The organism is Mesorhizobium sp. WSM1386, from assembly GCF_055901595.1.
Window position 1 is genome coordinate 6126134 of sequence record NZ_CM148373.1, and the last position, 24981, is coordinate 6151114.

18 protein-coding genes and 2 pseudogenes are annotated in these 24981 nt (G+C 61.3%); 4 read left to right on the forward strand and 16 right to left on the reverse strand.

Annotation, left to right across the window (positions count from 1 at the left end; all coding sequences use genetic code 11):
• Window positions 1–194 precede the first annotated feature (194 nt).
• The 6 genes and pseudogenes from glmS to AC0NIH_RS29935 all read right to left on the reverse strand — a co-directional run.
• Window positions 195–1369: pseudogene (gene glmS, locus AC0NIH_RS29910) on the reverse strand (glutamine--fructose-6-phosphate transaminase (isomerizing)); the annotation flags it as partial.
• A 687-nt stretch (window positions 1370–2056) separates the two neighbouring features.
• Window positions 2057–4027: a relaxase/mobilization nuclease RlxS gene (rlxS, locus tag AC0NIH_RS29915; protein WP_473468845.1), complete on the reverse strand. Its 1971-nt coding sequence runs from the start codon at window positions 4025–4027 to the stop codon at window positions 2057–2059.
• Window positions 4028–4209: 182 nt separating this feature from the next.
• Window positions 4210–4893, reverse strand: a complete 684-nt coding sequence (locus tag AC0NIH_RS29920) for a lytic transglycosylase domain-containing protein (RefSeq protein WP_473468843.1) — start codon at window positions 4891–4893, stop codon at window positions 4210–4212.
• A complete protein-coding gene (locus tag AC0NIH_RS29925; RefSeq protein ID WP_473468842.1) occupies window positions 4881–5429 on the reverse strand; it encodes a S26 family signal peptidase in 549 nt (182 codons plus the stop codon). Before AC0NIH_RS29925 ends, AC0NIH_RS29920 begins: the two co-directional genes overlap by 13 nt.
• Complete coding sequence (locus AC0NIH_RS29930; protein ID WP_473468839.1) at window positions 5429–5686, reverse strand: helix-turn-helix transcriptional regulator; 258 nt, start codon at window positions 5684–5686, stop codon at window positions 5429–5431. The genes AC0NIH_RS29925 and AC0NIH_RS29930 overlap by 1 nt, the downstream gene beginning before the upstream one ends.
• Window positions 5687–5835: 149 nt before the next feature.
• Complete coding sequence (locus AC0NIH_RS29935) at window positions 5836–6159, reverse strand: DUF736 domain-containing protein (protein ID WP_473468836.1); 324 nt, start codon at window positions 6157–6159, stop codon at window positions 5836–5838.
• A gap of 995 nt (window positions 6160–7154) precedes the next feature.
• Here AC0NIH_RS29935 and AC0NIH_RS29940 point away from each other — a divergent pair.
• Window positions 7155–7547 (forward strand): hypothetical protein, encoded by a 393-nt coding sequence (locus tag AC0NIH_RS29940; RefSeq protein WP_473468833.1) that lies wholly within the window; start codon window positions 7155–7157, stop codon window positions 7545–7547.
• Between the two features lie 79 nt (window positions 7548–7626).
• On the opposite strand, the gene AC0NIH_RS29945 is transcribed toward AC0NIH_RS29940, so the two are convergent.
• The 5 genes from AC0NIH_RS29945 to AC0NIH_RS29965 all read right to left on the reverse strand — a co-directional run bounded on the left by AC0NIH_RS29945 (window position 7627) and on the right by AC0NIH_RS29965 (window position 13473).
• Entirely contained in the window at window positions 7627–9357 is a 1731-nt protein-coding gene (locus AC0NIH_RS29945) for a ParB/RepB/Spo0J family partition protein (protein WP_473468829.1), read from the reverse strand.
• Window positions 9358–9435: 78 nt separating this feature from the next.
• Complete coding sequence (locus AC0NIH_RS29950) at window positions 9436–9855, reverse strand: DUF2958 domain-containing protein (RefSeq protein WP_473468827.1); 420 nt, start codon at window positions 9853–9855, stop codon at window positions 9436–9438.
• 59 nt (window positions 9856–9914) lie between these two features.
• The gene (locus tag AC0NIH_RS29955) at window positions 9915–10112 is read right to left on the reverse strand and encodes a hypothetical protein (RefSeq protein ID WP_473468825.1); all 198 of its coding nucleotides are present in this window, start codon (window positions 10110–10112) and stop codon (window positions 9915–9917) included.
• A complete protein-coding gene (locus tag AC0NIH_RS29960) occupies window positions 10109–11071 on the reverse strand; it encodes an ArdC family protein (protein WP_473468823.1) in 963 nt (320 codons plus the stop codon). The genes AC0NIH_RS29955 and AC0NIH_RS29960 overlap by 4 nt, the downstream gene beginning before the upstream one ends.
• A gap of 1241 nt (window positions 11072–12312) precedes the next feature.
• Window positions 12313–13473 carry a porin gene (locus tag AC0NIH_RS29965; protein ID WP_473468821.1) on the reverse strand — a complete coding sequence of 387 codons (1161 nt, stop codon included), beginning with the start codon at window positions 13471–13473 and terminating at the stop codon, window positions 12313–12315.
• A 362-nt stretch (window positions 13474–13835) separates the two neighbouring features.
• Between AC0NIH_RS29965 and AC0NIH_RS29970 the strand changes: the two are divergent.
• Window positions 13836–14780 (forward strand): annotated as a pseudogene (locus tag AC0NIH_RS29970) (IS630 family transposase).
• A gap of 41 nt (window positions 14781–14821) precedes the next feature.
• Here AC0NIH_RS29970 and AC0NIH_RS29975 read toward each other — a convergent pair.
• Entirely contained in the window at window positions 14822–15478 is a 657-nt protein-coding gene (locus tag AC0NIH_RS29975; RefSeq protein ID WP_473468820.1) for an antitoxin Xre/MbcA/ParS-like domain-containing protein, read from the reverse strand.
• A 156-nt stretch (window positions 15479–15634) separates the two neighbouring features.
• Between AC0NIH_RS29975 and AC0NIH_RS29980 the strand changes: the two genes are divergently transcribed.
• A complete protein-coding gene (locus AC0NIH_RS29980; RefSeq protein ID WP_473468818.1) occupies window positions 15635–15784 on the forward strand; it encodes a hypothetical protein in 150 nt (49 codons plus the stop codon).
• Between the two features lie 380 nt (window positions 15785–16164).
• Here the strand turns inward: AC0NIH_RS29980 and AC0NIH_RS29985 are convergent, their stop codons facing one another.
• The 3 genes from AC0NIH_RS29985 to AC0NIH_RS29995 form a co-directional block, all read right to left on the reverse strand.
• Window positions 16165–17580 carry a mannose-1-phosphate guanylyltransferase/mannose-6-phosphate isomerase gene (locus AC0NIH_RS29985; protein ID WP_473468817.1) on the reverse strand — a complete coding sequence of 472 codons (1416 nt, stop codon included), beginning with the start codon at window positions 17578–17580 and terminating at the stop codon, window positions 16165–16167.
• Window positions 17580–19013 carry a phosphomannomutase gene (locus AC0NIH_RS29990; protein ID WP_473468814.1) on the reverse strand — a complete coding sequence of 478 codons (1434 nt, stop codon included), beginning with the start codon at window positions 19011–19013 and terminating at the stop codon, window positions 17580–17582. The genes AC0NIH_RS29985 and AC0NIH_RS29990 overlap by 1 nt, the downstream gene beginning before the upstream one ends.
• Before the next feature lie 902 nt (window positions 19014–19915).
• Entirely contained in the window at window positions 19916–20098 is a 183-nt protein-coding gene (locus AC0NIH_RS29995) for a hypothetical protein (protein ID WP_473468812.1), read from the reverse strand.
• A 453-nt stretch (window positions 20099–20551) separates the two neighbouring features.
• Between AC0NIH_RS29995 and AC0NIH_RS30000 the strand changes: the two genes are divergently transcribed.
• Complete coding sequence (locus AC0NIH_RS30000; protein ID WP_473468809.1) at window positions 20552–22711, forward strand: S46 family peptidase; 2160 nt, start codon at window positions 20552–20554, stop codon at window positions 22709–22711.
• Between the two features lie 217 nt (window positions 22712–22928).
• On the opposite strand, the gene pdxR is transcribed toward AC0NIH_RS30000, so the two are convergent.
• Window positions 22929–24491: a MocR-like pyridoxine biosynthesis transcription factor PdxR gene (gene pdxR / locus AC0NIH_RS30005; RefSeq protein ID WP_473468807.1), complete on the reverse strand. Its 1563-nt coding sequence runs from the start codon at window positions 24489–24491 to the stop codon at window positions 22929–22931.
• Window positions 24492–24981 lie beyond the last annotated feature (490 nt).

Consider the following 24981-nt stretch of genomic DNA (forward strand, 5'->3'; position numbering starts at 1 on the left):
ACGCACGACCAGGTGCGATGGGGAACGGGGATCGCTCAGAGAGCAGCCTTTTACGCGCCCGCCCGCGCGCCAGACTGGGTCAACGGCCATGGCGGCCCTCGGCGATCGCGGCCTATTCTGTGTTTTTGCTTCGTCTGATCAAAACGCGGGCATGCGTTCAGCGCGAGATACGATCCACAAACAGCTGAACGGACCGGCATCTCCTCGACATCCAAGTGGCCGATGACGCGCTTTGCTCCGGCGTATTTCGTCGAAGCAGCGGCCCCTTTCTCATCAGTGAGTGTGGCTAGAACCACAAGCTGGCAGGTGAAGGCCTTGGTGGAGGCGACGCCGATCTCCGGGCCGGCAAGGATCGGGAAGACCGCGTCGGCCTCCCGCGCGATGCTCGATTCCCGGCTGTTGACGACATCGCCGGTCTTCAGCCCACGCGCCTTGCAGTATCTCAGGGATGCGAGCGTGTCGGCGGTTTCACCGGACTGCGAAATGAAAAGAGCCGCCGACCGCGGCGGCAATGGGATCTCCCGGTAGCGGAATTCGGACGCAACGTCGATTTCGACCGGCAGGCGCGCATAGCGCTCGAACCAGTATTTTTTGCGATCAGTCCAGCCAGATAGGCGGTGCCGCAAGCCGAGATCGCCAAGCTCGGGATCCTGGCAAAATCTATGCAAGAAGCCTTATCGACGCGATTTCCTTCGAAGCTGATGTGATGACCGAGCACGGGCGACAACCTCGGGCTGCTCATGAATTTCCTTCTCCATAAATGGCGATACTTGCCCTTATCGGCCAGGTATCCCCGGCAAGGGAAGCTGGCGCGGACGCTCTACGGGATGGCCATCCAAATTGAAGATATCGGCGCCTGTCTTGCTAATAACGGCCCAGTCGCCGTCGACGAGATAGGTGATTGCATTTGTGAAGGGAGCAAGCGCAATGGCGTCGGAGCCTAGGAACATCTCGCCGTCGCCGTGACCGATCGCCAATGGCGGTCCGTTGCGCGCCGCCATGATGGTCGAGGGATCATCCTCAAAGAAAACAGCAAGCGCATAGGCACCCCTGACGCGCTTCAGCATGGCGTGCATTCCACCCCGCCCCATGCCCTCACGGCGATATCTGCCAAGAGATGAACGACAACCTCGGTGTCGGTATCGATCTGAAACTCGGCGCCCGCCGCCGCCAGTTCGTCCTTCAGCTCGGCGAAATTCTCGATGATGCCGTTGTGAACCACGGCAACACCCTCCGCAATGTGCGGGTGCGCGTTGCGCTCAGTGGGTGGCCCATGGGTCGCCCAACGCGTGTGTGCGACACCGACGATGCCGCTCAGCGGTTCTTCCTTCAATCTTCTCTCGAGATTGACAAGCTTGCCCTTGGCGCGCCAGCTTCCCTAGTAGAAATCGGCAAAACAGGTAAAATCGATTTTGCCATCCAGCCAGCGGATAGGCGAGCCGTGTTTGACATCGGCGAGACGGGCCGTTGATTTCGGCTATCCAGGTCTCCTTACGTTGGCTTCACCCGTCACAGAGAGTGAGAAAGCCGTCAAATTCGCCACCAATTGCCGCGATGCGGCTTTGTTCAGTGCTTTTTCGACCTGCGCGGCCGCGCAGATTGTCTCTGCACGCTGTCCCTCTTGGGGACCGCCGCGTTTCGCGGAGAGGATGGACCGGTGGCCGACTTAGTCGCGGAGTGTTCGGCGGTGCGGAGTTTCGGCCGCTGAAATTCAGCCGTGGCAACGTCGCCAAGTTGCCTACGCTGCCGCCGCAACCGGGCTGTGTCGATCTTAGACAAGGCCGAATGCCACGCTCTGCCGATGGCCCTAAGGATCATTTGCATCGCTAACTTCCTCTGCTGCCGAGCGCATTCCCGTCGTCTGCGTCAGTCGATTTGGGATCGTGCATCAAAGATCGATGCCGATGCGAATCGGGTGGCTATCAGCCCATTTTTGGCTGCCTATGCAAGGAGGCGGACGCATTATGCCATCTTATGCCTCATGGCTCGGATCACCTTGTCGAGCTCTTGCCGGGCCGGTCGAAGGCACACCACCTGCGCATTGCTGCCATGAAAGTCACGAAACGCTGGGTCCACTCCTTTGCCGACCGATGCTCCAAGAGATACCCTCGCGCTGCACCACGCCGGAAACCTCTTTGCCGATATGCCGCTCAAGAACCGGCCGCCAAGGCAGGAGCACGAACTCGCGCGATTTCTCGATGACGGCATATTTGCCGCTGGCGAGCTCAACTGAGCGGCGGAACGTGCCCTCTACGCGGTCTCCGAGTCGCGTTTCAGCATAGGATAGACCAAGCTCTTCCGAGAGCTGACCGGCAACACGGTTCAGCTCTCGCTGGCGGAGGATCGAAATCATGTTGGCGCGATAGACGATCCGATCCTGCTCCTCTTGGGCAAGGCCCTGCGCGATCAGCCACTGCTGCCGGCGGCTCCGCGCCTCCGTCACCTCACGGCCGAAGCCCGAGTTGCGTAACCTCTCTGACGCCTCGGAGACAAGCTGGCTGTCGACCCAGGTCGCGCCGTCAAAGCCAACCTGCCGCTCCAGCGGCATCGAAGAGAGCTTGTCGACCGTGACAGGTTGGGTCCTCGCTTGCTGGCGCTCGTAGGCGGCGACACGATCGAGATGATCCGGCGCGATGATCCAGGTGCCGTCTGGCTGGCGCGCCACGCCGCCGGTACCGCGCCGGATCGCCTCCAGCCGGCGGACATGTGTTTCGGCGAAGCGGTCGGTGGCGGCCGGATCGTGCTTCAGATGAATGTCGATGTTGTAGCGGCCGTCATGTGCAGCCGCGATTTCGGCCACAGTGCGGTCAGCCGGCCTGGGCTCTGTGTTCCTCGGCGCGACACGCACGATGCAGCCGTCGGGCGTCGGCTCTGTCGCCTCGCCTTTGCCGATGTCGATGTATCGGGTTTTGCCGTCCACACCGTCGACGATGAGGTAATGCCGGTCGCTGAGCTCGTCGGCCAACCCGCGTGCGACAACGCGGCCGACGACAGGGTCGGCCGGCTCGCCGGATCGATCGTGGATCACGCAGTCGGCGGCACTGCGGGAGATTCCCCTGCCCGTCAGTTCGCGATGCAAGGTCTTGATGATGTCGCCGCGTTCCCCGATGCGGCGCAGTATCGCTTCAAGCCCGTCATCCAGGCGCCAGCGGCCCAGGCCGACCTCTTCGGCCAGATGCATCCGCTCGAGCTTGCGCAGGCGCCCCTGGTGCAAGGTCTGCCGAAACGCGTCGCGGCTATCCGGTGAAACGAGCCCGCTGTCATCACGCAACTGCAGCAGGCGGCGGTCGATGCTGGTGAAGCGCTCCTGCTCCATTTCCTGGCGCAGGCGGTGCTCGATCTCGTGGTCTGTGCGCGGACCGAGATCGAGGCTGACCAGCTCGGCGGCGCGCTCGCGGATGCCGCTCGAGATGTATTCGCGCGCTATGACGAGATTCTCGCCACGATCGTCCTTGCCACGCACGATGATGTGGGTGTGCGGATGGCCGGTGTTGAAATGATCCACGGCAACCCAGTCGAGCTTCGTGCCGAGATCCTCCTCCATCTGCGCCATGAGGCGCCGCGTCAGCGGCTTGAGGTCGTCAAATTCGATGCCGTCTTCGGGTGCGACGATGAAGCGGAATTGATGGCGATCGCCATCGGCACGATCGAGGAAGTCGTTGCCGGCGACGCGGTCGCTGTCGGCGCCGTAGAGTTCGCCAGGCGCGCCGTCCCGGGTGACGCCGTCGCGCTGGATGTAGCGCAGATGCGCACGCGCCCCGTCCGCGCTCTTGCCGGCCAGCTTGACGACACGCGCCTTGACGACGACCCGGCGCTGGCGGAAGGCTGCATGGCGATCGCGTGATTTCAGCAGCGCGGCCGTCGCCCCGCCCCGGCCTATCCGGCTGCCCGCGAAGCGGCCACCACGCTGGGGCCGGCCACCAGCTCGGTTGATCGCCGCCCTGATCTGGCCGGCAAAGCGTTTGCCGGCCATCGAACCACGGGAGCCTATCTTCCCGAGCTTCGGTCTGAACTCGTCATCCTGCATGCTTGGCCTCCGCCTGTAACAAGGTCGAATCAGCCATTTGCGCTCCAAAGCTCTCCTGACGCTGGAGGCTGCCTCCTGCAAAAATGATGTGCAGACAAACACTTCGCCGCTTCTTGGAGGCGGTGCCTTTATCTTGCCTTACGCGCCCTGCCCCTTCGGACGCGCCCCCGCCCGCCCGATCCCTAGCCATCCGGCTTCTTCGGCCGCGTGCCATTCTTGCCAAGCGGTGCGAACAGATCGGCGCTTCCGGCGCCTGCGCGAACACCATTTTTGAGGAAGAACAGCGAGCGCCCCGAGGGCGCGTTCTGTCTGATTGGAGCGACAGATTTGCCCCTGAATTCCTTCATGTCGATGGAGGAAACACCCGCCGCCCTGAGCTGGTGGAGGTAGTCGATGGTTTCTTTCGGCAGCGGCTTGCCGCGCCTCAAATGCGCCTCATAGCGCTCTGGGCCGGCATTGTAGGCGGCAAACAGGCCAGGAAATCCGAAGCGGTCATACATGGCTTTGAGATAGGCGGTGCCGGCCAGAATGTTGTCGCGCGGGTCGTGCGGATTTGGGCCGAGACCATACGCGACGCGCATCTCCTGATAGGTACCGGGCATCACCTGCATGAGGCCCATGGCGCCGGCGCGCGAGGTGATCGGGCGGTCCTCGAGCATGGTCCTGCCGCTGCTTTCGGCATCAATGACGGCATAGATCCACGGTCGGGGAATATGGAATCGTGTGCTTGCTTCCGTTATGAAGGGGTGCCATTTTTGCAGCCGCGGGTTTAGGGAGATGGCGGCCGGCTCAGCACCGGTCGAGACGGAGCAGGCGCATGGCGCGACAGCGATCATGCCGAACAGCAGAAGGGTCACTCGGTCCATAGCGGCACGAGCCTCCCCACAACATTTGCGGCCGGCACCGGCCCGAAATAGCGGCTGTCGAAGGAGCGATTGCTCTCGCTGCCGAGCAGGAACACCTCGTTGCGGTCAAGCGCTCGGCAGCCGTTCCACCATGGCAAAGGCCGGCCCAGGGTGTCGGTCTTGAGCCGGCGCGCGACGATCTCCCCGCCGATGATGATGGCGTCATTAAAGGCGCAGACGTGCTCGGTCGGCAGCGCGGCAAACCGCTTCACCAGCGGAATGTTGCGCGGCAGATAGCCGCGTTCGGCGGCGAGATACGCCACGTAGTCAGGCGTGCGGACGAGCACGAGCTCGCCACGCGAAGGCGCGCCCGCAGCGACGCGATAAAGACCGATGGGAGCACTCGCCGAGGCATTCCACACCAACCGTGGCGCTGGTTTGAGGTGGCCGGCAAAACCGATCAGAGCAATGCCGATCGCGGCAACGGCGATGGTTTTGCGTACCCGAAGGCGCCGCAGTCCGGAGCCGATCAGACGGATGGGAGGGCGCGTCCTCATCAGCGGCCTCCCGCATCGGCCGGCGGGGAACCGGCCTCAGAGGCCCTGTCCTGGGGACGGCCTTTGGACCACGCGTCGAGCTCGTCGATGTGATAGCGGACATAGCGGCCGTGCTTGCGGAATTTCGGGCCGCCGCCCTTGAGCCGCATCTTTTCCAGCGTCCGCTGAGAGAGCCCGATGTAGAAGGCAGCTTGCGCGGTGTTAAGAAACGGGCTGCCCTTCTTGGCGCGGGCCGCGCGTTCGTTTTCGTCGTCCATGATGGTCCTCGTTTCGCCGATGGAAGCCTCCTGGAGAGGATCGGCGAAGCAGGTCGCCTTGGGGACGGGCGAAGAGTCGGGGACGAGTTTTCGCCGCTCTTGTGAGATGACCCCGCGCCTGTCGCGGCGCGGGGTTCGAGGTCCGCTCGTCAGTCAGCCGGGTTCCAGATGATGGCGTAGGTGTCATCGTCATCCTGGCCGGCGGCGCGGCCGAGATTGGCGTAGAGCTTGCGGGGTCCGAACTCGGGGGCGGCGATCGACAGGCTCACATAATCCTTGCCGGATGCCTCGCCGATGCGGATCCAGCCGGCGCCCACTTCGACGCCCTGCGTCAGCACCCGGAAGTCGGGGTGATTGTCGGCGCTCTTGGCCTGGTTGGGTACGATGTCGATGTCGGCGCGGACGCTGAGCGTCTTGAGCTGGCCCTTGAAGCCGCCGTTGTCCTGCTTGGTGACGTATCCGATCGCGGTCATTTCTGTGTCTCCTTTTGCTGTCGCCGGGGACCATTCCCCTGCGATGGCGGACCGTGATGGGCGCGTCCGGCCCGCTCGAACCCGACAGGGCCGCAGCGGCAGCGGAGGACCCGAGCGCGCAGGTTTTTTGGAGCGAAGCGGGCGCGAGGAGCCGCCGCAGGCGGCGGGGAAAAAAGCTGCTGGCCGAGGGTTTCGGGCGGGCCGGAACGCCCATAGGTCGACAAGCCAGCCGCAGGGAATGGTGCTCGCACAGGAATGGAGACAGGGTACGCGAGCGCCAGCACGGCCCCAAGCTCCAAATGCAGCCGGCTTCCCGCGCGCAATCCGCATGATCCCGGGTTTGGCATCGTACCCTGTGAGCATGGCGCCAGACCTAGCAAACCCGGCCCGCCCGCGGGGCTGTTGCAACATGAAGAATGTAATGTCGGAGTCCGCGCGATCATTGCCGGAAGGCACGGAAATGTGCCTCGCCGACCGCCGAAAAGCCCGACCGCCTGTTCAGCGCACGGGTATAGCCCGACACGGGCGGCGCTGAGCGGCGACAATCGTGTCTGCAAATTGCCATCCGTGTCACGCCATTCTCGGCCGGCGCAGGTCGTCGAGGTGCGGTTTTCGCCAATCAGGTGAGCTGGCACGTTCGTTGCGGTTGAGGGTCGTCATCGCTCAGCGAGACGGACGTAATAAAGATCGACAAGCGCGATGCTTTCGCGTTTGCCAGCTCGCGCTCGTGTCCAAGGCACAAGGGCGCCACTACAAGGGTGAGACGGTTTGTTGGAGTGGCCACTGTGCGGCTCCGAAACGGAGTCTCAAAAACAAAGCGGCGCCTGAAGCGGGTAAAAACGCCGTCGACTGGAGCTGCCGCCATCCCGAGAGGGGCTGCGATGCCCGTGCCGCAGATCCATGCCCAGACTCTTCTCCAGCCGGTTGGGAATGGCACACCGTCAGGAGCAGGAGAATGCCAACTGAAGCTGCCAGACAGAGAGGAAGCCGTTCAAATGACATCCCATGATCTTTGCACCAGAACCTCGGTGCACCGCCGCTCCCTGCCCAGTATTGGCAAGCATCTCCTAACGACCGCATTGACGGCGGCACTGATGGCGGCAACGTCGCTGGCGACCGAGGCGCGAGCTGACATTGCGGTCGACGCCACTGATCCGATCTTCGCAAACGGCATCATCGCGGCCGAACAAAACGTCCAGGCAGATTTGGTTGTCAGGGCCTTGGGCATTTGCAGCTATTCGAAGGAAAAATGCACCGCATTACCCCTCATCCTGATTCAACGGCGGACGTCAAAGGGATTGGAAGAGGTCAACAACACATCGATGACGGATCCTTTCGCCACCGCCCGATCACGTGAGAAAAGGATCACTGCCGATGGCTGCGAATGATTAGCTGGTCTTCGCCACGACGCCCACCAAAGCAATGCCCGAGTGGCGGCACTGGAAGTGCCGCCACTCGGTCATAGTGCTATTGGCCGGCGAAAAGCGTCCGCACCTTGGCCCATTGATCGGCCGTTCGGAAGCCATCACGCGCCGTGTAGCTTTCGACGGGGAATTTCATCCAGCGCGGCACCCAGCTTTCCACCTTCTCGCGGCCGTTCTCGCCGGCAAGGAAGTCGCGGATGATCTTCTTTTGCGTCTTCACCTTCTCGGCGACATTGCCGTCCGCGACATGCTTGCCGCCGAGCTCGGCGAGCATGGAATTGGCAATTTCCTTGTCGCGCAATAGGTCGAAGAAGGCATCGTCCGGTTGCCAGCAAGCGGCGAGGTCGACATGTAGATGATGCCCAAGCGCCTCGACGACGGCGTTGCCGGCTTCGAGCGTCTCGGCCATGACGATGGTGAGGACGCGCATGACATCGTCGTCGGATAGCGTCAGCAGACGGGCAAAGACATGTGCCGTGTCATAGCCGTCACCATGACGGCCGACCACCGTGGCCTCCTCGTCCGGTTGCCCGAGCAGCGCGAGAGCCGCGCGCCGCTTTTCGGCGAATGCGGCCTCGGCCTTGCAGGCTGCAAGGCTGGCGGCGATCGTCTCGTTGGCGGTGCGCTGCGGCTCGCAGCGCACCTGCCACAACCCCGAGCCGGCAATCGCGTGCGCCACCATCAGGCGAAGTGCTGCTGCCGGATGGTCGAGCAGGCGCAAGCGCACGGCGGCATGACGGTGCAGATCGACATAGTTCTGCATCGGGCCGCTGAGTTCGGGGCGGGATGACTTGGCGGGCGCTTCGTCCTGATCGCTACCCTGGCTTTGATCGCGGGCGCGACGGGCTTCCTTGCGCGACAGCCAGCCTTCGTGACACTCGACCTCGCCGCGATGCGACACGGTGATGACGACCTTGCCGCCCTTCTTCCTGGGCGTCTTCTCATGGTCCCATGAACGGAAATGCTGGCCGGGTTCGAGTACGGTCACGTCGCTCCAGCCGGCCTCGATATAGGCGTCGCGCCTGGCGGAAATCGCCTCGTTCTGCTTCAGCCAGAACAGGTCGGCATCGGCGAAATAGCTCTCCTCGCCGAACAGATCGGAGACGATCAGGCCGGGATAGTCCTCGATGGCGAACAGCGCCACCTTGGTGGAGATCGACTGGCCGCCGAACAGCCATTGCTTCAGCTGGTAGCCGCGCGGCGCGTATTGCTCGGGATCGGCATAAAGCGCCAGCCAGTCCTTCTGCTGCGTTTTCGAAGCCATGGTGAGATAGCGCGCCGTCTCGGCGTCGATCTCCTCGCGGCGATAGGCTTCGCGGATCTTGGGCAACAAGTCACCAAGCGCCAGCGAGCGCTTCACCATCAGTTCGGTGATGCCGAAGGTGGCGGCGATGTCGGCAATCGAGCGACCTTCCCTGATCAGCCGTGAGAACGTCTCCCATTGCGAGACTTCGTCGGGATCGAGGCGAGCGATGTTTTCGATCAGCGAGGCTTCGAGCGCATCGGCGTCGTCGCCGTCTTCCATGATGGCGCAGGGCAAGGGCTCGGCCTCGCCGCGTTCGTCGGCGACGGTCTTCGCGGCGAAATAGCGTCGCCGTCCGGCGACGATCTCGAACGTTTCCGGCGAGCCGTTGGGCCGCACCAGTAGCGGCACAAGGACGCCGCGCGCGCGCACCGACGGCAGGATGTCCGACAGGTCCGGCGCGCGTTTTGCGTGCCGCATGTTGGCGGGGGAAATGTTGAGCCTATCAAGCGGGATGTGGGCAAGCTGCATGGTTGGTCTCCTTCGGTTTGGTTGAGGTTCTCCCGTCGCAAAGGCCACAAGGCCGGCGCGGCGGGACGGTTTTCGCGCCTAGCGGCGCGTCTGTTCCGCCGTGTCCGGCGGAAGCTCGGAATCAGATTTGGCAAGTGCTTCTGCCGCCTCGCGCAGCAGCCGCTCGTCCTCGGTGATGTGGCAGGACAGCCGAGCGGCTTCGGCATAGACGGAGAGCGGAAACTCGGCCTTGAAATAGCGGTCGCGCTCGACGCCGAGGCCAAGCCGCCCCTTGACACTTTCAAGCTCGGCAAGGCTGACGCTTCCCAGTTCAGGGAATCCGAGGCCGAGGTCGCACAGGCCGAACAGCGTGTCGCCGTCGGCGTCGAGCTCGCTCAAGAGCCAGGTGGCGGGTCCGGTCGGATCGAACAGTTTGACGACCGGGTGATGGTCGGTTTCTGTTTCGGCCGCGCCGTTGGCGAGCAGCCGGGCGCGAAGGTCGTCGGTGATGAGGATCATGGCAAAACTCCTTGTCAGAACAGGTCGAACTGGTTGCGGGCGTTCGGCGGGGGAAAGATTCACTGGATCTTTCTCTGATCCGCCTCACCATCAAACAGGCCGATATCGAGTGGCTTTTGCGCCTTGCGCCGCAAAGGCGCGTCCGTGAGAGGGCAAAGCCGGTCGCGCGTGGTGACAGGCCGGAGACCGGGAATGAGCGTCTGCTCGCCTTCCGGCGTCGCCTCGGTCGGCAGCGCGTGGGGATCGCGCGCGTTCACGCCGCGATCTCCTCACGGTTCGAGATTTCGGCATCCGCGTTAGGGCCGAGCAGGAAATCGGCGGCTTTGGAGGCAAGGCTTGCGGCGCGGAAAATGGCGCGGTTGTCCTCGCGCAGCACGGTCAGCCATGAGCCGATGTAATCGGCATGGCGCACGGTCGGCTCGATGGCGAGAGAGCTGCAGACGAAGGCGGCGCAGATTTCTGCGACCAGTTCCTCGCGCGCATATGTCTTGGTGCCGAACGAGCCGGAGAGGTCGCGCGCAAGCCGCGCCGGGTGGCCGGTCCAGTGGCCAAGCTCGTGAAAGCAGGTGCGGTAGTAGTCGATCTGCTGAAAGAAGGCCGGCTGCGGCGGCACCTGAATGAAGTCGCTGCCCGGCATATAGAAAGCGCGATCGCCGCCGATGCGGACATCCGCGCCGCTTGCACGAATAAGGCTTTCGGCCTGCGGGACGATCTGACGCTGCGGCAGCGGCTCGGCGGCGGCATGGAGATGGTCCGGCAGGTTGTCGCATTGCGCGACATTGAAGACGGTGAAGCGCTTCAAAAAGGGCACAGCCTGCGGTTCGTCGCCATCGGCCTTGGCGCGTTCCTTTTCGTCCTTCGGAACAAAGCGGTCGGCGTGAACGATGGTCGTGCCGCGCTCGCCCTTCCTGACATTGCCGCCAAGGGCCAGCGCCTGCCGGAAGGTCAGCCAGTTCTGGCTGGCATAGCTGCGCTCGATGACCGCGCCCCAAAGGATAAGGATGTTGATGCCGGAATAGCGGCGTGCGGTGGCCGCATTCCTGGGCAGGCCGAGGCCGGCCTTTGCCCTGCCCCAGGGCTTGACCCATGGAACGGTGCCGCGCTCCAGCTCGGCGATGATGCGGTCGGTGATTTCCTGATAGAGGCTGGCGCCCGTGCGCTCCCCTTTGCCTGCGCCAGCCTGCCCGATGGCGGAACGCTTGTTGCTTGCACGCATCGTTTGGTCCTCCGCTCTTCAATTCCGCGCCCTCCCCCGGAAGCGGGGTGGGCGGCGAAAACGACCGGAAAGGCCCGCCGCCGAAGGCAGACCGCATCCGAAGGACCGGAACGAAGAGGAGGACCCTGAGCGGCAGCGAAGGGTTGCGGGATGCCGCGGCGGGCCTAGAAGGGAGAGCCGCCCACCGCGCGCCACCGGGGGATGGCCAACAGACAGACCACGCCGGGCAATCGGCCGGCGACCATCAGCAGCCGCCAGGCTGCCCGAGCCAGGGGGCGAAGCCGAATGGCCGAGACCGCCTGAGGCTTGCCGAAGAAAAGCGGGCTCGGTTCACGAGCACCCGGCGCGCGCCCCTTCAGGCGCGCGGGCACCCCATAATAGCAGCTGGCTGGTTTTCTTGACTGAGGTTGAGCACGAATCCCCGTTGCACGGCGGTCTTATGAGCTCGCACGGATTGACACTGAATGTTGCGTAATGGCCAAGATCGTCAGGCAAACCAAGCCTACCGGTCCGATCTGACGGAAGAGGAGCGGGAACAGATCGCGCCATTATGCCCAAGCCGGGCACTTTCGAGCCGACCGCGCGAGGTTGATCTCCGCGAGGTGATCAACGTGGTGCGCTACCTTGTTCCATCAGGTTGCGCTGGCGGATGCTGCCGATCCATTCGGCGCCTGAGAGACGGTGTAGGGCTGGTTCTGCAAGTTGGCGGCGTCTGCTGTTCCAGCTGGTGCTGGGCCACGAGCGGGCCATGCAAGGGCCGGTGCACGGCATCATCGAAAACAGTCGGTCACCTCTCCGCAGGAGAAACAAGAGGATGCCACGCCGGTCAAAATTTATTCCGCCTTAGCGCCACATGCGATCGATTCAGTTGGACGGCCGCTGGTCGTCAACATCACCTGCGCAACCGCTCGTCCCCGCCGTCCGTAACCTCTTGCCGACCGGGAATGGATGGCCGGGTGCCAGCTGTCATCTTTGCTTTTCAACGGGAACAGTCGCCAGCACCGTTTGCGGATCATGCCCGTCCTGGCATCAAGAGAGCGATCCGCCTCACAATTACCTTGGATCTATCTCGCCTGCGCTAGCCCTGACGAAATGCGCTTAAAAGGGGCGCCCGGGAACAGGGCACCCCTTCTCGCCGACGAAATGCTCGGATGGAGGTCCGTAATCAAGCAATGCGCCGGCAACCGATTTGAAGGCTCGCACTCATCCGCTTCGAACGCGGGGTACGAACCGTTCAATTCTTAGAATGAGCGCTGGAACCGAACAACACCGCCAACGCTGTTTTTCTTGTCAGCAGCGGTCCAGTCCAAGGCCGCAGCAGGAGAAGCAGCACCGAATTGGTCGAAGCGGCCTGCATGCAGGTAATCGACTTCGGTCGTGATCGTGAAGCCGGGAACGATAGTGTAAGCGATGTTCGCCGCAACACCGAGGTTCTTCCACTCATCGTAGGAAACCTGGGCATTCAATGAGGTCTTCTCGTTGAACTTGTAGGTGCCGCCGCCCCAGACCGCCCAGTTGCCGCCCCACTGCTTGTAAATGCCGCGACCGCGGCCCGGGATCGCCCAGGTCGGATCCGACAGGTTGTCGTCCGTGCCATAGCCGGCCATCGCGAACAGCGAAACTGCGTCACTGACATTGACGTCCAAACGGAGCTTGCCGGCGACTTCCTCGTAGTTGCTGTCGTAGGCGACGACGCCGCTGATGTTGCCCCAGCCCTGCGTGTACTTCACGCCGCCGACGACATGCGGCACGTAGCTGTCGATGGTGTCCTTCGCGCCTGAGCCTTCTTCGAACGAGACCACGGCCGAGAACCCATTGCCGGCGTCGAAGTAGTACTGGACGACGTTGGTGTCGAAATGGCCGTAGGGAACCAGCGTATCCTGAATGACATTACCGGCGTAGCCGGTGAATGTATTGAAGGCCGATTCATCCTTACCGATCCGCAGACCGCCAAGCTGGATCCATGCGAATTTAAGCGAGACATCCTTGTTGTGCGCGTCGTTTGAGCCAACAAGTGGATCAACGGCGCTGTTGCCGAAGTTGAAACGAGTCTCGGTGTAGGTCTTCAACGCGCCGAGCTCAGTTTCCTGACCGGTCCAGGTTTTCAGCGAGAAGCGGGCATCCTTGTACCAGGTTCCCTGGTTTTTGCCGTCCTGTACGCCGTTGCTGCGAGCGCCGTTCAACGAGCCGACATCGCCAGCGCCGATGTCATAGCGGACGTAGCCGCCGATGCGAAGGCAGGTTTCGGTGCCGGGAATATAGAAGTAGCCCGAGCCGTAAAGGTCGCAGATCTTGACGTGTTCAGCGGTTTCCGGCTCGCCGACGGCGACATCGGCGGCGCGCGCACCGGAAACTGCGATCAGGGCCGCAGCGGAGCCGAGAAGAAGGCTCTTGATGTTCATAGTTGATCTCCTTGAATGATTTGAAAAGAGCGAGGTCGCCGACGGACGAAATCGCTCCCTATCGTCACGGTCGAAAAAGATGCGAGTCGCGAAGCATCCTTTCCGGCTCGGAAACTATTCACCGGACGAGATAGCGCAAGGCAGAATTACGTTGATCATCTGCATATAGAATCAAAGTTGTATTTTTATCACTATTTTCGATATTACTTGTACAATTGTACAACTATACATTTGCACAAACGGAACAATTGTACATTTGCGATTTGGAGTCCCTCTAGAGCAGGCCCTGTGATCGTGAATCGATTGTGAAGTGACAGCTGCGTTTTGTGCTGATTCAACGTCCACTCCGATGGAGGTTGACGATGGGAAAAGGATTGAGCGTGGATCTTCGTCGCGGGTCTTGAAGGCTTCGAACGAGGGCATGTCGGCGCGGCAACCGGCGACGCGGTTCGGCGCGAGAGTGTCCAGCGCGATCCGCTGGATTGCGCGGGCGAAGATCGGCGAACTGGGACCCCGCCCGCAGGGCCGCCGCACGTGCCTCCAGCCTCGATGCGCATGAAGCCTACCTCGTCTGGCCGACCGAGGAGCGCAAGGACGTCACGCTGAACGAGATGGTGGAGCGGCTCGCCGCCGAGCAGTCGGTGCGCATCAGCCGCAGCGCGTTGCGCCTGGCTTCGCCGCCACGGCTGGACGTTCAAAAAAAGTCCGCGCACGCGCTGGAGCAGGACCGCCCCGACATCCCGAAGCGGCGCCGGGACTGGTTCGACGGCCAGCTCGACCTCGATCGGCCAAGCTCGCGTTCATCGATGAGACGGCCTCTCCACAAAGATGGCCCGCCTGCGTGGAAGAGCGCCGCGCGGCGAGCGATGCCGGGCCGGCGTGCCGCATGGCCACTGGAAGACCACCACCTTCACCGGAGCTGCGGCTGACGGGCATGACTGCGCCCTTCGCCTACGACAGCGCCAGGAACGGCAACGTGTTCCGGCTATGTCGAGCAGGTGTTGGCCTGACATTGTCGGAGGGCGAGGTAGTCGTCATGAACAACCTGCCCGCCTTCACAAGGCCGCCGGCATACGCGACGCGATCGAGGCCGCAGGCGCGAGCCTGCTTTACCTGCGCCTTACAGTCCCGACTCACCCGATTGAGAACGCCTTCGCCAAACTCAAGGCGCTGCTGCGAGCAAAGGCCGAGAACCATCAGGCTCTCTGTGGGACGCGGCCGACGCGGTCGTCGACCGCTGCACGCCAGCCGAATGTGCCAACTACTTAAAGCCGCAGTTTATCACCGGATTTAACAGGACGCTCTAAGTGTTTGAGGCACGCAAAGAGCCACGCACGTCTGACGACCGTCAGACAGACCCAATCAGAGAAATAGCATCGGCGGCCGATGCAACAGCTTCCGTGTTCATCCCTGCCCTGAGCAATTCGATAGGGACGCGCTCCTTGAGAAGAGGCGAGGGACTGATCAGCCACAGCCAAGCCAACCTGGGGTCGGAGATCGAGGAAAGGACCTCCCGGATGCCGGGCACAGGCCTGCCGTCGATGAACTGAGCAAGGGGAAATACATGCTTGCGGGAGCCTTTGCGAAAGGCAATCACATCGTTGTGCCGCTGCCACCAATGCAGCGTTGACCGCGGGATTCCAAAATGTCTCTCGAGATAAGTTGAGCCCGCAACCGGACCGGCCCACTCAGCAATCGGCGCCCCTTCTCTTGGAAACTCTTTCAGAACCGGATGCCCGAGCGGATGATCGGCTGGCCGGGGTCGCGAATCGATCTCAAGCGCCTGAGTGTCTAGCAGTTGCGCTGCTTCGGCCTCGAGCCTGCCAAGCAACTCGGCGGCCACGGCGGTGGAGTCGTCGGGAGCAGAACCCAAAGGCGGAACAGCGGCCTTCTGGCGCTGCCTCGCCTCATCGCATTCGGCGAGAATGCGCTGCACCTCCCTCATGATAAAGCTTGAAAGCCTGCTCTGGCGCCGTTCATGCGCTGGATCATCCGCTCCGGACATATATGGTTTCCTAATAGCAGCCCCTCAGCAACCGGCCGAAAAAGCGTTGAACATAAGAGTTTCGAGGGCGGCGATGTGTTGCGTCCTTTCATATGATCGCGCCCTAGCAGGCATCTGGCGGCTTTAGGTTGTGCCGCTTCAAAAGGATGGAGAAGAATGTCGATTGACGACCACCTTTGCCCCCCATCAAGTCCGCTGGCTTTGCCGATCAATTCCGAAGCCAAACCTCGAACGCCGCTTGACCCCAATTTCATGATTTCGGGCTTGCAAGGGCAGGCTCATCTGATGATCAAGGCAGTGGGTTAATTGACCGGTTGCTGGCGGTAGTTGCTATGCAGCATCATCACAGGTCGGTAAACTTGGTTGTCTGGATGGAACGCATCCATTGCATGGATGCTCGCAAGCTGTCTCTTCCGGCGCAACGCAACCTATATTCGTCGAAAGTCGGCTGGATGCGAGATTTCGGGAGGTTGTCCTCGGACCTGCGGTGCTGAAGCTTGGTCACTCCGGTGTCCTCGGGCGTGGTCCGAATGGACCGCCTCACAGCCAGGCCATCCACTGAATAGCCTTTCGACCAGCATTCGGCCAAATCGGCGCATCTTTACCGGTGATGCCAGTGATCAACTTTCTCGCTTAAACCTGGGCGGCATTAGCTTGAGTTGATTACGACCTGTGACGTTGGACTGTTACGTTCGGCCATATACGTCCTCAAGCCGCACTATGTCATCTTCGCCGAGGTAATCGCCGCTCTGCACCTCAATGATCACGAGGCTGATGCTGCCGGGATTCTCAAGCCGGTGTTTGTGGCCGCAGGGGATGTAGGTCGATTGATTGGTGGTCAGGAACAATTCCTGATCGCCGTTGACGATCTTCGCAAGACCGCTGACCACGACCCAGTGCTCGGAACGGTGGTAGTGCATCTGCAAGCTCAAGCGCCCGCCTGGTTTTACCTCGATGCGCTTGATCTTGAACCGCTCGCTTTCCTCCAGAACCGTGTAGGTACCCCAAGGCCGGTGCACCGTGTTATGGAGCAGATGCGCCTTGTGTCCCGCGGACTTTAGTCCTTCGAAGAGCTTCTTGACGTCCTGAACGCGATCTCGGGATGCAACAAGCAATGCGTCGGGGCAATCCACAATCACAAGGTCACTGATGCCGACGGTGCCGATGACTCGCTTGTCCGAGCTTATGTAACTGCCGACGGTGTCCACCACGTGAACATCGCCGCGTATCCTGTTGCCGCTCGCATCCGCTGGGATCAGTTCGGCCATGGCATTCCATGATCCAATATCGTTCCACCCCATTTCGCTGGGGACCACAGCGAGATTGTGGGTTTTTTCCATTACGGCATGGTCGAGCGAAATACGTGGCGCCTGGGCGAAATGCTCTGATGAGAGTTCGATGCTGGCAGAGCGCTCGCCGTCAAGGATTGCGGCGTTCTCATAGCTGCGGAGAACCGCATCGAGCACCTGCGGGCAATGCAGGGCCATTTCGTCGAGCATGACCTGCGCCTTGAAGCAGAAGATGCCGGCGTTCCAAAAGAAACGTGTGGAGGCGAGATAGGATTTGGCAGTCTCGACGTCCGGTTTCTCGACAAACCGCACGACTTCCCCACCTACGGCCTCGATATAGCCAAACGCCGTTTCCGGCCTGTCGGGCGTTATCCCCAGCGTTGCGATGCGCCCCTGGTGGGCGTGTTCGATGGCCCGGCTCATGACATTTTGAAATGCCGGAACATCACCAATAACGTGGTCGGCAGGAAAGATGCATAAGATCGCATCGGGACCTTGTGTCGCCTCTGCATGGATGGTTGCCGCTGCGACTGCGGCAGCGGTGTCCCGACCCTCTGGCTCAAGCAGGAAGGTGCGTGGCAAAACGACGGAATCCAGCTCCTCCAAATCGGCTTTCATGAGGAACATGTGCGCCGAGGACGCCACGGTAATAAACTCAACGACGTCCCGCATCGCGGCAGCTCGCAACACGGTATGCTGGATGAGCGAATGTCCGTCCGCCATTTTGAGGAAGGGTTTCGGGTGCGATTGCCTTGAAGCAGGCCATAGCCGAGCGCCAGCCCCGCCGCTTATGATGACCGGTACCACTTTCATCAAACGACCTCTATTTCGTCGGCGAGCGCGAAAGCGTGCGCCCGTTTCAGCGTCAAGGCGACGATCGCTGTGGCCCTTCTTTCATTCCGAGCCTCGGAGTAGCAACGCAGTTCCGGGGCGTTGGCGGAAGGCCGCAGATGCACGATCTCACCGGTAAGCAGCTGGGTTCTCAGGCCGTCGGTTTGGTCCAGTTCAGCAACCGTCCCGAAGGGGGCAAGAAAGCGCTGCAACGTGGCCCGGCTCGCAAGGCGATCCATCAATCTGCGCGAACGTTTCGTGGGGAAGTTTTGCAGGCGGCCACTCGCGCACACAGGAAGGTTCCACAACCGGCGCAGTCGCGACAGCTTCATTCTTGTCGACGCCATGGTGCTGAGGACGGCCAGGATCGGGAGGAATGAATCCCGGGTCGGCAGTGCGGCCAATGTCTTTCCGTTCAGTACGCAGTCCGACCCTAGCAGAACACCACCATTGGCCTCAAAACCAACAACGATGCTGCCGGCACGCTGTGCCGCTTGCATGGCTTCAATTACAAACGGAGACCCGACCTTCGTCCTGAGGACCTGCAAACCGAAAGCATTCGAGATGCCCGAGTTGGAGGTCACTGGCGTCACGACGGTATCTGCTTTCAAAAACAGAACCGTGGCGAGCCCAATCAGGTCGCCCCGAAACAGATCGCCTCTCTCGTCGGCGATAAGAGGCCGATCGGCGTCCGCATCGGTCGACACGATGGCGTCGAGACCGAATTCACGGACCCACTGCTTTAGTTTTGCAGAAGTTATTGCGTCCACGGCTTCCGTATCGAGAGGTACGAAAGTTTCGGTTTTCCCAACTGCGACCACTCTGGCACCGAGCGATTGAAGAACCTCTACCAACAGCTCCGCCGCGACGGAACTGTGCTGGTAAACACCAAGTCTCATTCCCGCAAGTGAGCCCGGCTCCAGCATGTCCTTGGCGCGATCTCGATAGACGGCGATCGCCTGTTCGTGCCGCATAGGCGATGCCGTTCCCAGAGGAGCCGGTGGCAAGCAATACAGATTTGACCTTTCGGCTACAAAGCGCGTAATCGCGGCCTCATCCGCCTTGGTGATTTCACCATTCGGACCATAGAATTTGATGCCGTTGCGATCGGCTGGAATGTGCGACCCTGTGACCATGAGAGCCGCCGCGCCGTATCTGCGTGCATATAGTGCCAGGGCAGGCGTAGGTATGGTGCCGCAATCGACCGGCCGGAAGCCATTTGCGGCCAATGCCGCCGTGCAATTGTTAACTATCGCCTGACTGCTGTCACGTAGATCGCGGCCTATAAAGACCAAATTATTCCGCTGAACCCGGCTCGAAGCCAAACGCACAGCAAAACCTTCAGTATAAAGTCCGCTGGCTCTATCGATCAGTTCCGAAGCCAAACCTCGGACGCCGCTTGACCCGAATTTCATGATTTCGTATTGGAAAATGACGCGCTCATCTGATGATCAAGGCAGTGGAGTTGATCGACCGGGTGCCTGCCGGTAGTTCGCTATGCAGCATCATGAAAGGGCGGTAAAGTTGGTTGTTTGGATGGGACGCATCCATTGCACGGATGCTCTCCAAAAAGCTGGTCCTATCCCGGTACAGCCTTTGTTTTTTAGCTTCATCGAAGTCGGCGAGAGAGCTGCTGATAGCGCGTCACCTGTGGCGCTCAGCCCAAGCAGAACCCTTACTTTGATCAGCTTCGACGATCGGACTTGCAAGGCTCCAGTCTCAGAAACTTGCCTCTGAAATTTGCAATCAGAGGCAGCTTCTCCATGGAAGCGCGGCATGATGGCGGGGAACGGCCGATGCAGGTGAGGCAAAATTCTTGGTCTGATCCCGAAGCTGCGGCAGTCGGAAAAATCACCGAACGGGCGTCGTGATCAGTTTCGCCTGTCCACAGAGATGGCGCGCGGCGAAATCCAAAGCAGCGGATCGCCCCCTATGCGAGTGACGCCCCGCATTCGGCGAAGCTCTAGGATTAGTGGCCGGTGAGCAACGCCGGGGCCGCAGCGGGCGAAGGCGTCGTCATGAATCAACGGGATGACCCGAAACCCCAGCCGACCGCAGCGTGTCGCGGATGTCCTGGCGCTTGGCGCTGGCAAACATGTTGATCTGAACATCGTGCGACACTCGGACAGGCTTTGCGCAACGCCAGTGCATTCATCGGGCATGCGGACGAGAGATGCGGGCGGTAAACTGGCATGTCGCAAGCTTCCGCGCCGGCCAGGTTAACAATGCGCGATCCCGCGCTGGGCCTACGGCCAGACGAGAGTCGCTCACTGATACCGTGATCGGCCGAGAACCGGTTTCCACAATACCGGTCCGTTCAGACGTCCCCTCCGGCGGATGCGCAAAAGGCCTGAGAAATCTCCAGAAAGCCGGCCGCCGCTTCCGTTTGCCGACGGGCTTCGGCTGCCCGATGCGCGACAACGGCCACGTCGCGGGGCGAAGGATTCGCAGTCACCGTCACTAGCCCGGTGAGCTTGCTGGTCAGTCCGAAGTCGATCATGCCGGCGAAGAGCTCGTAAGTTGCTTCGGCCAGCCCACCCGCCGCTTCGAGCGGATTCAGGCAAGTCCGGCCACTCCTCGCGACCCTCGTCGTCGCGCGACACCGCTAAAGCTTAACCAGGCGACAGCCATCCGTTAGGGGGTTTCATGGCTAGCGAGGGCACGATGTCGGGTCTGCGGCCAAAAGTCGGAGGTCGGACACAGAAGTCAGTTTACGCAGCTTATCCACCCAGCTTTTGAACGCTTTAATCCTTCGGCACGATTAGTGCAGCGGATTGCGCAAAGTTGCAGCGAGCCGTTCCGATGAGAGGGCAGCGTCATCCAAATTTTGCGTTCACCGTCCACTCAATCTTCACCAGTGGCAGCGGCGCGGCCGCAGGCGACGCCGCCCAGCCCGATAGCTCATCGAGCCAGTGCGGCCGACGACAATAGACAAAATGGGAGAGACACAGGTATGAACTGCGAAATGGAGATGGTTGCTCGGGTGAGTGCAATCACCTTGCTCTGTACGGCCAGCGCTGCATCGGCGAATGAAGGCATGTGGATGCCGGGCCAGACTGCGGAAGTGGGCGCGGCAATGCGCGCGGATGGCGTCGAGATCGATCCCGCGCAGCTGAGCCGACTGGACGCTGCCCCGCTTAATGCAATTGTATCGCTAGGCGGATGCTCCGCCTCCTTTGTGAGCCCACAAGGGCTGGTCGCGACCAACCATCACTGCGTGTTCCCTTCCATCCAGTACAACAGCAAGAAGGGCCAGGACTATCTAACAAACGGCTTTCTGGCGAAGAGCCTGGTTGACGAATTGCCCGCGACGCCCGCCAGTCGCATTTATGTGGTCGAAAATATAAGGGATGTGACGGCCGACATGCTTAGGGGCGTCTCGGACACGCTGAGCGGCTTTGATCGCCATGAGCAGCTCGACACGAATCGCATGGCGCTAATTGCTCTATGTGAAGAACAGCCCGATCGCCGCTGCGACGTGAGGCCCTATTATGGCGGCGCCTTCTACTACCTCCAGAAGAAGCTAGAAATTCAGGACGTGCGCCTCGTCTACGCGCCCGCGCTCGGCATCGGCAACTTCGGTGGCCAAACGGACAATTGGATGTGGCCGCGCCACACAGGCGATTTCGGGTTCTATCGCGCCTATGTCGCTCCTGATGGTTCCTCCCGGCCCTATGCGCGCGAAAATGTGCCTTACCGACCGAAGAGTTGGCTGCCCATAGCCCGCGAAGGCGTCCAAGAAGGCGATTTCGTGATGGTCGCCGGCTTTCCCGGTGCAACCCAACGGTTCCTCACCGCAGAAGAGGTCCGGTTCAACTTCGCGCAACTCGAACCGCTGTCTCAACGTTTGCTGTCGGATTATTCCGCCCAGATCGACCACGCCATAACAGGCAATCGCGAAGCGGAGATCCGCTACGCATCGCTGCGCAATGCGATTGAAAACTTCGAGAAGAAGCTGGCTGGCGATCTTGCCAGTGCCGAGGCGACCGGCCTTGACGCGCGCAAGGCTGCCGAGGAGAAAGCTTTTCGCGCCTGGGTCGCTGAGTATCCCGTGCGGCAGACGCGCTTTGACGCAGCAATCCGCGAACTGGACGCGATGGTGGGCGAGAATGGCCGGGCTTTGCTGGCGAGGGTGCGCCAGGCGTTGCTCAATCGCGCGCAACTACTGTCATCGGCACGCACTCTCTATCGCTGGACAAAGGAGCACGAGAAGCCGGATGAAGACCGTGAAAGCGGCTTTCAGGATCGTGACCGCAAGCAAATCTCGGATCAGTTGACACAGATTGAACGCGGTTATCTGCCCGACATCGATCGCAAGTTGTTCGAGGCCGCGCTCGATGAATATCGCCGGCTGGACGCAAAGGATCGCGACACTGCTTTCGAAAGCGCTTTGGGCCAAATTGGCCTTGAGCGAGTTTATGCAGACACCAAACTCGCAGACACGGCAACGCGGCTCGGCTGGCTTGACAAGCCCGCTGCTGCGTTGGAGGCGTCGGACGATCCTTTCATCAAGCTGGCGGTGGCGCTCTATCCCGGCGACATATCTGCGGAGCGCGCGGCGAAGGACCGCGCCGGCCGCGCGCAGGCGGCGCGCGCGACCTATATGCAGGGTCTGCTTGCCTATCGGAAGGCAACCGGTCGGCCGATCTATCCCGACGCGAATGGCTCGCTGCGCATCACCTGGGGCAAGGTGGCGGGGCGAACACGCGACGGGCAGATCTGGATGCCCTTCACCACGGCCGAGGGGCTTCTGGCTAAAGAAACCGGCAAGGGTGAGTTCGATGCCCCAGATGCGGCAATCGCCGCGATCCGAGCCAGGGATTATGGCCCCTATGTCGCGCCGGCGCTGGGCACGTTGCCGGTCAACTTCCTGTCCACCGCCGATATTACCAGCGGCAACAGCGGCTCGGCCACGCTGAATGGGCGCGGCGAGTTGGTCGGTCTCGCCTTCGATGGCACGCTCGAGGGAGTGATCTCAGATTGGGCATATGCCGCAGACCGCAATCGCAGCATTCATGTCGACAGTCGCTTCATGCTCTGGACCTTGGATAAGATCGACGGCGCCGGGCGGCTGCTCAAGGAAATGGGAGTGCGGCCGGCGCCGCGCTCCTAAGCGGGTAGTCCGGCCGTCACACCAATCGTTCATGCTCCAGATCGACGCGCGATGGTTCACGACACCAGACGTTCAGGTGCGGAGTTCCGGACGGCCTGCGCCGCGCCGGTGGCGTTGCGAAATAGAGCCTCTGCACCGGCAGCGGGCGTGAGTGGAGATTGCGCAAGACCCACCCTCCCCATGAACGTCATGCAGATCCTGCGCGTGGCGCGTATTGCTACCGACCATCACGAGCCGCCTCAGATGTATCGCTCTCACCAAGTTGCCCACCGGTCGATATTTCTGTCTTAGCTGCTGCGTTCCTGGTGGTGTTTGCCAGCTTTGCGATCACTTCCTGCAGCATCTCCACACCCGTCTCGATCTGCCGGATGCTCAATGCGGAATAGCCCATCACAAGCCCGACATGGTCAGACGGCCCCGGGGTTAGGCAATATAGCGGCGAGATCGGGTACAGCCCCAGCCCGGCGCGACGAGCCGTTTCGACCAGCACCGCTTCGACTGATCTCGAGAATTCTTTGAACCAAACGACGAGATGCAGTCCAGCTTCCGCCCCTTCAATGGCGATGCGATCGCCGAAGCGCCGCTTCAGGCAGCTCAGCAGCGCGTGCCGGCGCTCGCCATTGAGCCTGCGCACGCGGCGCACATGGCTTTCGTAGCTGCCGTTCTCAATCAAAGAGGCGAGCGCCTCCTGCTCCGCCACCGGAGAATGCCGATCGGCAAACAGCTTGGCTGTTTCGAAAACCTTCTGTAATTCCCGCGGAACAACGAGATATCCGATTCTTAGCATCGGCGAGAGGGTCTTGGAGATCGTGCCAAGATAGATTACGGACTCATGATCTCCGAGGCTGTGCAGCGGGGGAACAGGACTGATATCGTAGCGATATTCGCTGTCGTAGTCGTCTTCAATGACGTAGGCGCTCTCGTCGCGCGCCCATTGCAGAAGCTGATGCCGGCGCGCGATTGGCATGACACCGCCGAGCGGAAACTGGTGCGAGGGAGTCACGTAAGCCAGCCGTCCAGCCAGGCCGGCCAATCGCTCGGTCCGCATGCCGTGCTCGTCAACCCCGACTGGCACGGGCATGGCACCTGTGCTGGCAAACACCTGGCGCGCCATCCTGTAGCAAGGCTCTTCGATGACGAAGCTGTCGCTCGGGTCGAGCAGTAGGCGGGCACAGAGATCGAGACCTTGTTGTGAGCCATTGACGACGATAATCTGGTCGGGTTCGCAGCGCACCATACGAGCCCGCCACAGATAACTCTGAAGTGCTTGACGCAGCCGACGCGAACCGCGCGGATGCTGATAAGCGAGCCGGGCCGGCCGCTGCGCCATGGCGTTGTTCATCGCGCGTTTCCAAATCGATGTCGGAAAGTCCAAGGGCGCTAAGTCCCCATATCGAAAATCGATCTTCAGCGCGTTCGGCGGATGACCGAGCCACGGCGGTGTGGGCCGCAACCGTTCTCCATAGGCGGACAACCGGACCAAGGTGATTGGTCTTGGACGATTGACGGTTAGCCCATTAGCGATAAGTGAGAATACGACACGAGGTCGCGCACCTTGGCGGACCTCGATGAAACCTTCTGCGGCCAATTGCTCGTAAGCCACGGTAACGGTGGTTCGGGAGACGCCAAGTTCATTAGCGAGACCACGGGACGACGGGAGTTGACTACCAGTGCCGTAAACGCCTGTGAGTATCTGCTCGCGAAGTGCTTCGTAAATCTCGCGGGCGCCCAAGCCATGATGGCGGGCAGAAGACGGACCGGGAGTTGGAGAGTGGGTCATTCGATTTCTGCCAAATGGACATTCCACAAGACAGTTTGCAGCCACCCTTTGCAAAAGCCAAGAGACGTCCGCAGGTTCACGCCAGGATGGCCAGCCGTTCCAATTCTGACAGCCGGCGAGGCCGGCCGACGAGGCCGTTTTCGCCTTCGTCACCAGCGCCGTTCATCCGGCTGGCTCCGTTCGCCGACCATCTTGCTGACTCGATCTAACGCTTCGAAAGCGTTTCGATACGTGAGGCCGCCGCCTTGGGCGGGAGAGTCTATGCGCGCCAACCACCGAGATTCTTGGAAAGGAGTGTGGCTAATCTGCAAGGATTCCGAAGCTGGATTGGGTGGTCGCGTCAGAAATAGCGGACAGGCCGTCCCGCGGTTCGGGATCAAGGTCGTTTCGCTCTATGTCCAATCCTGCCGATCTCGACCGCCATCATGGACGGCCCCGCCTACTCTTCTTCACGCCAGTGAGCCCGTTGAGCCGCAATGTCGATGTAGCG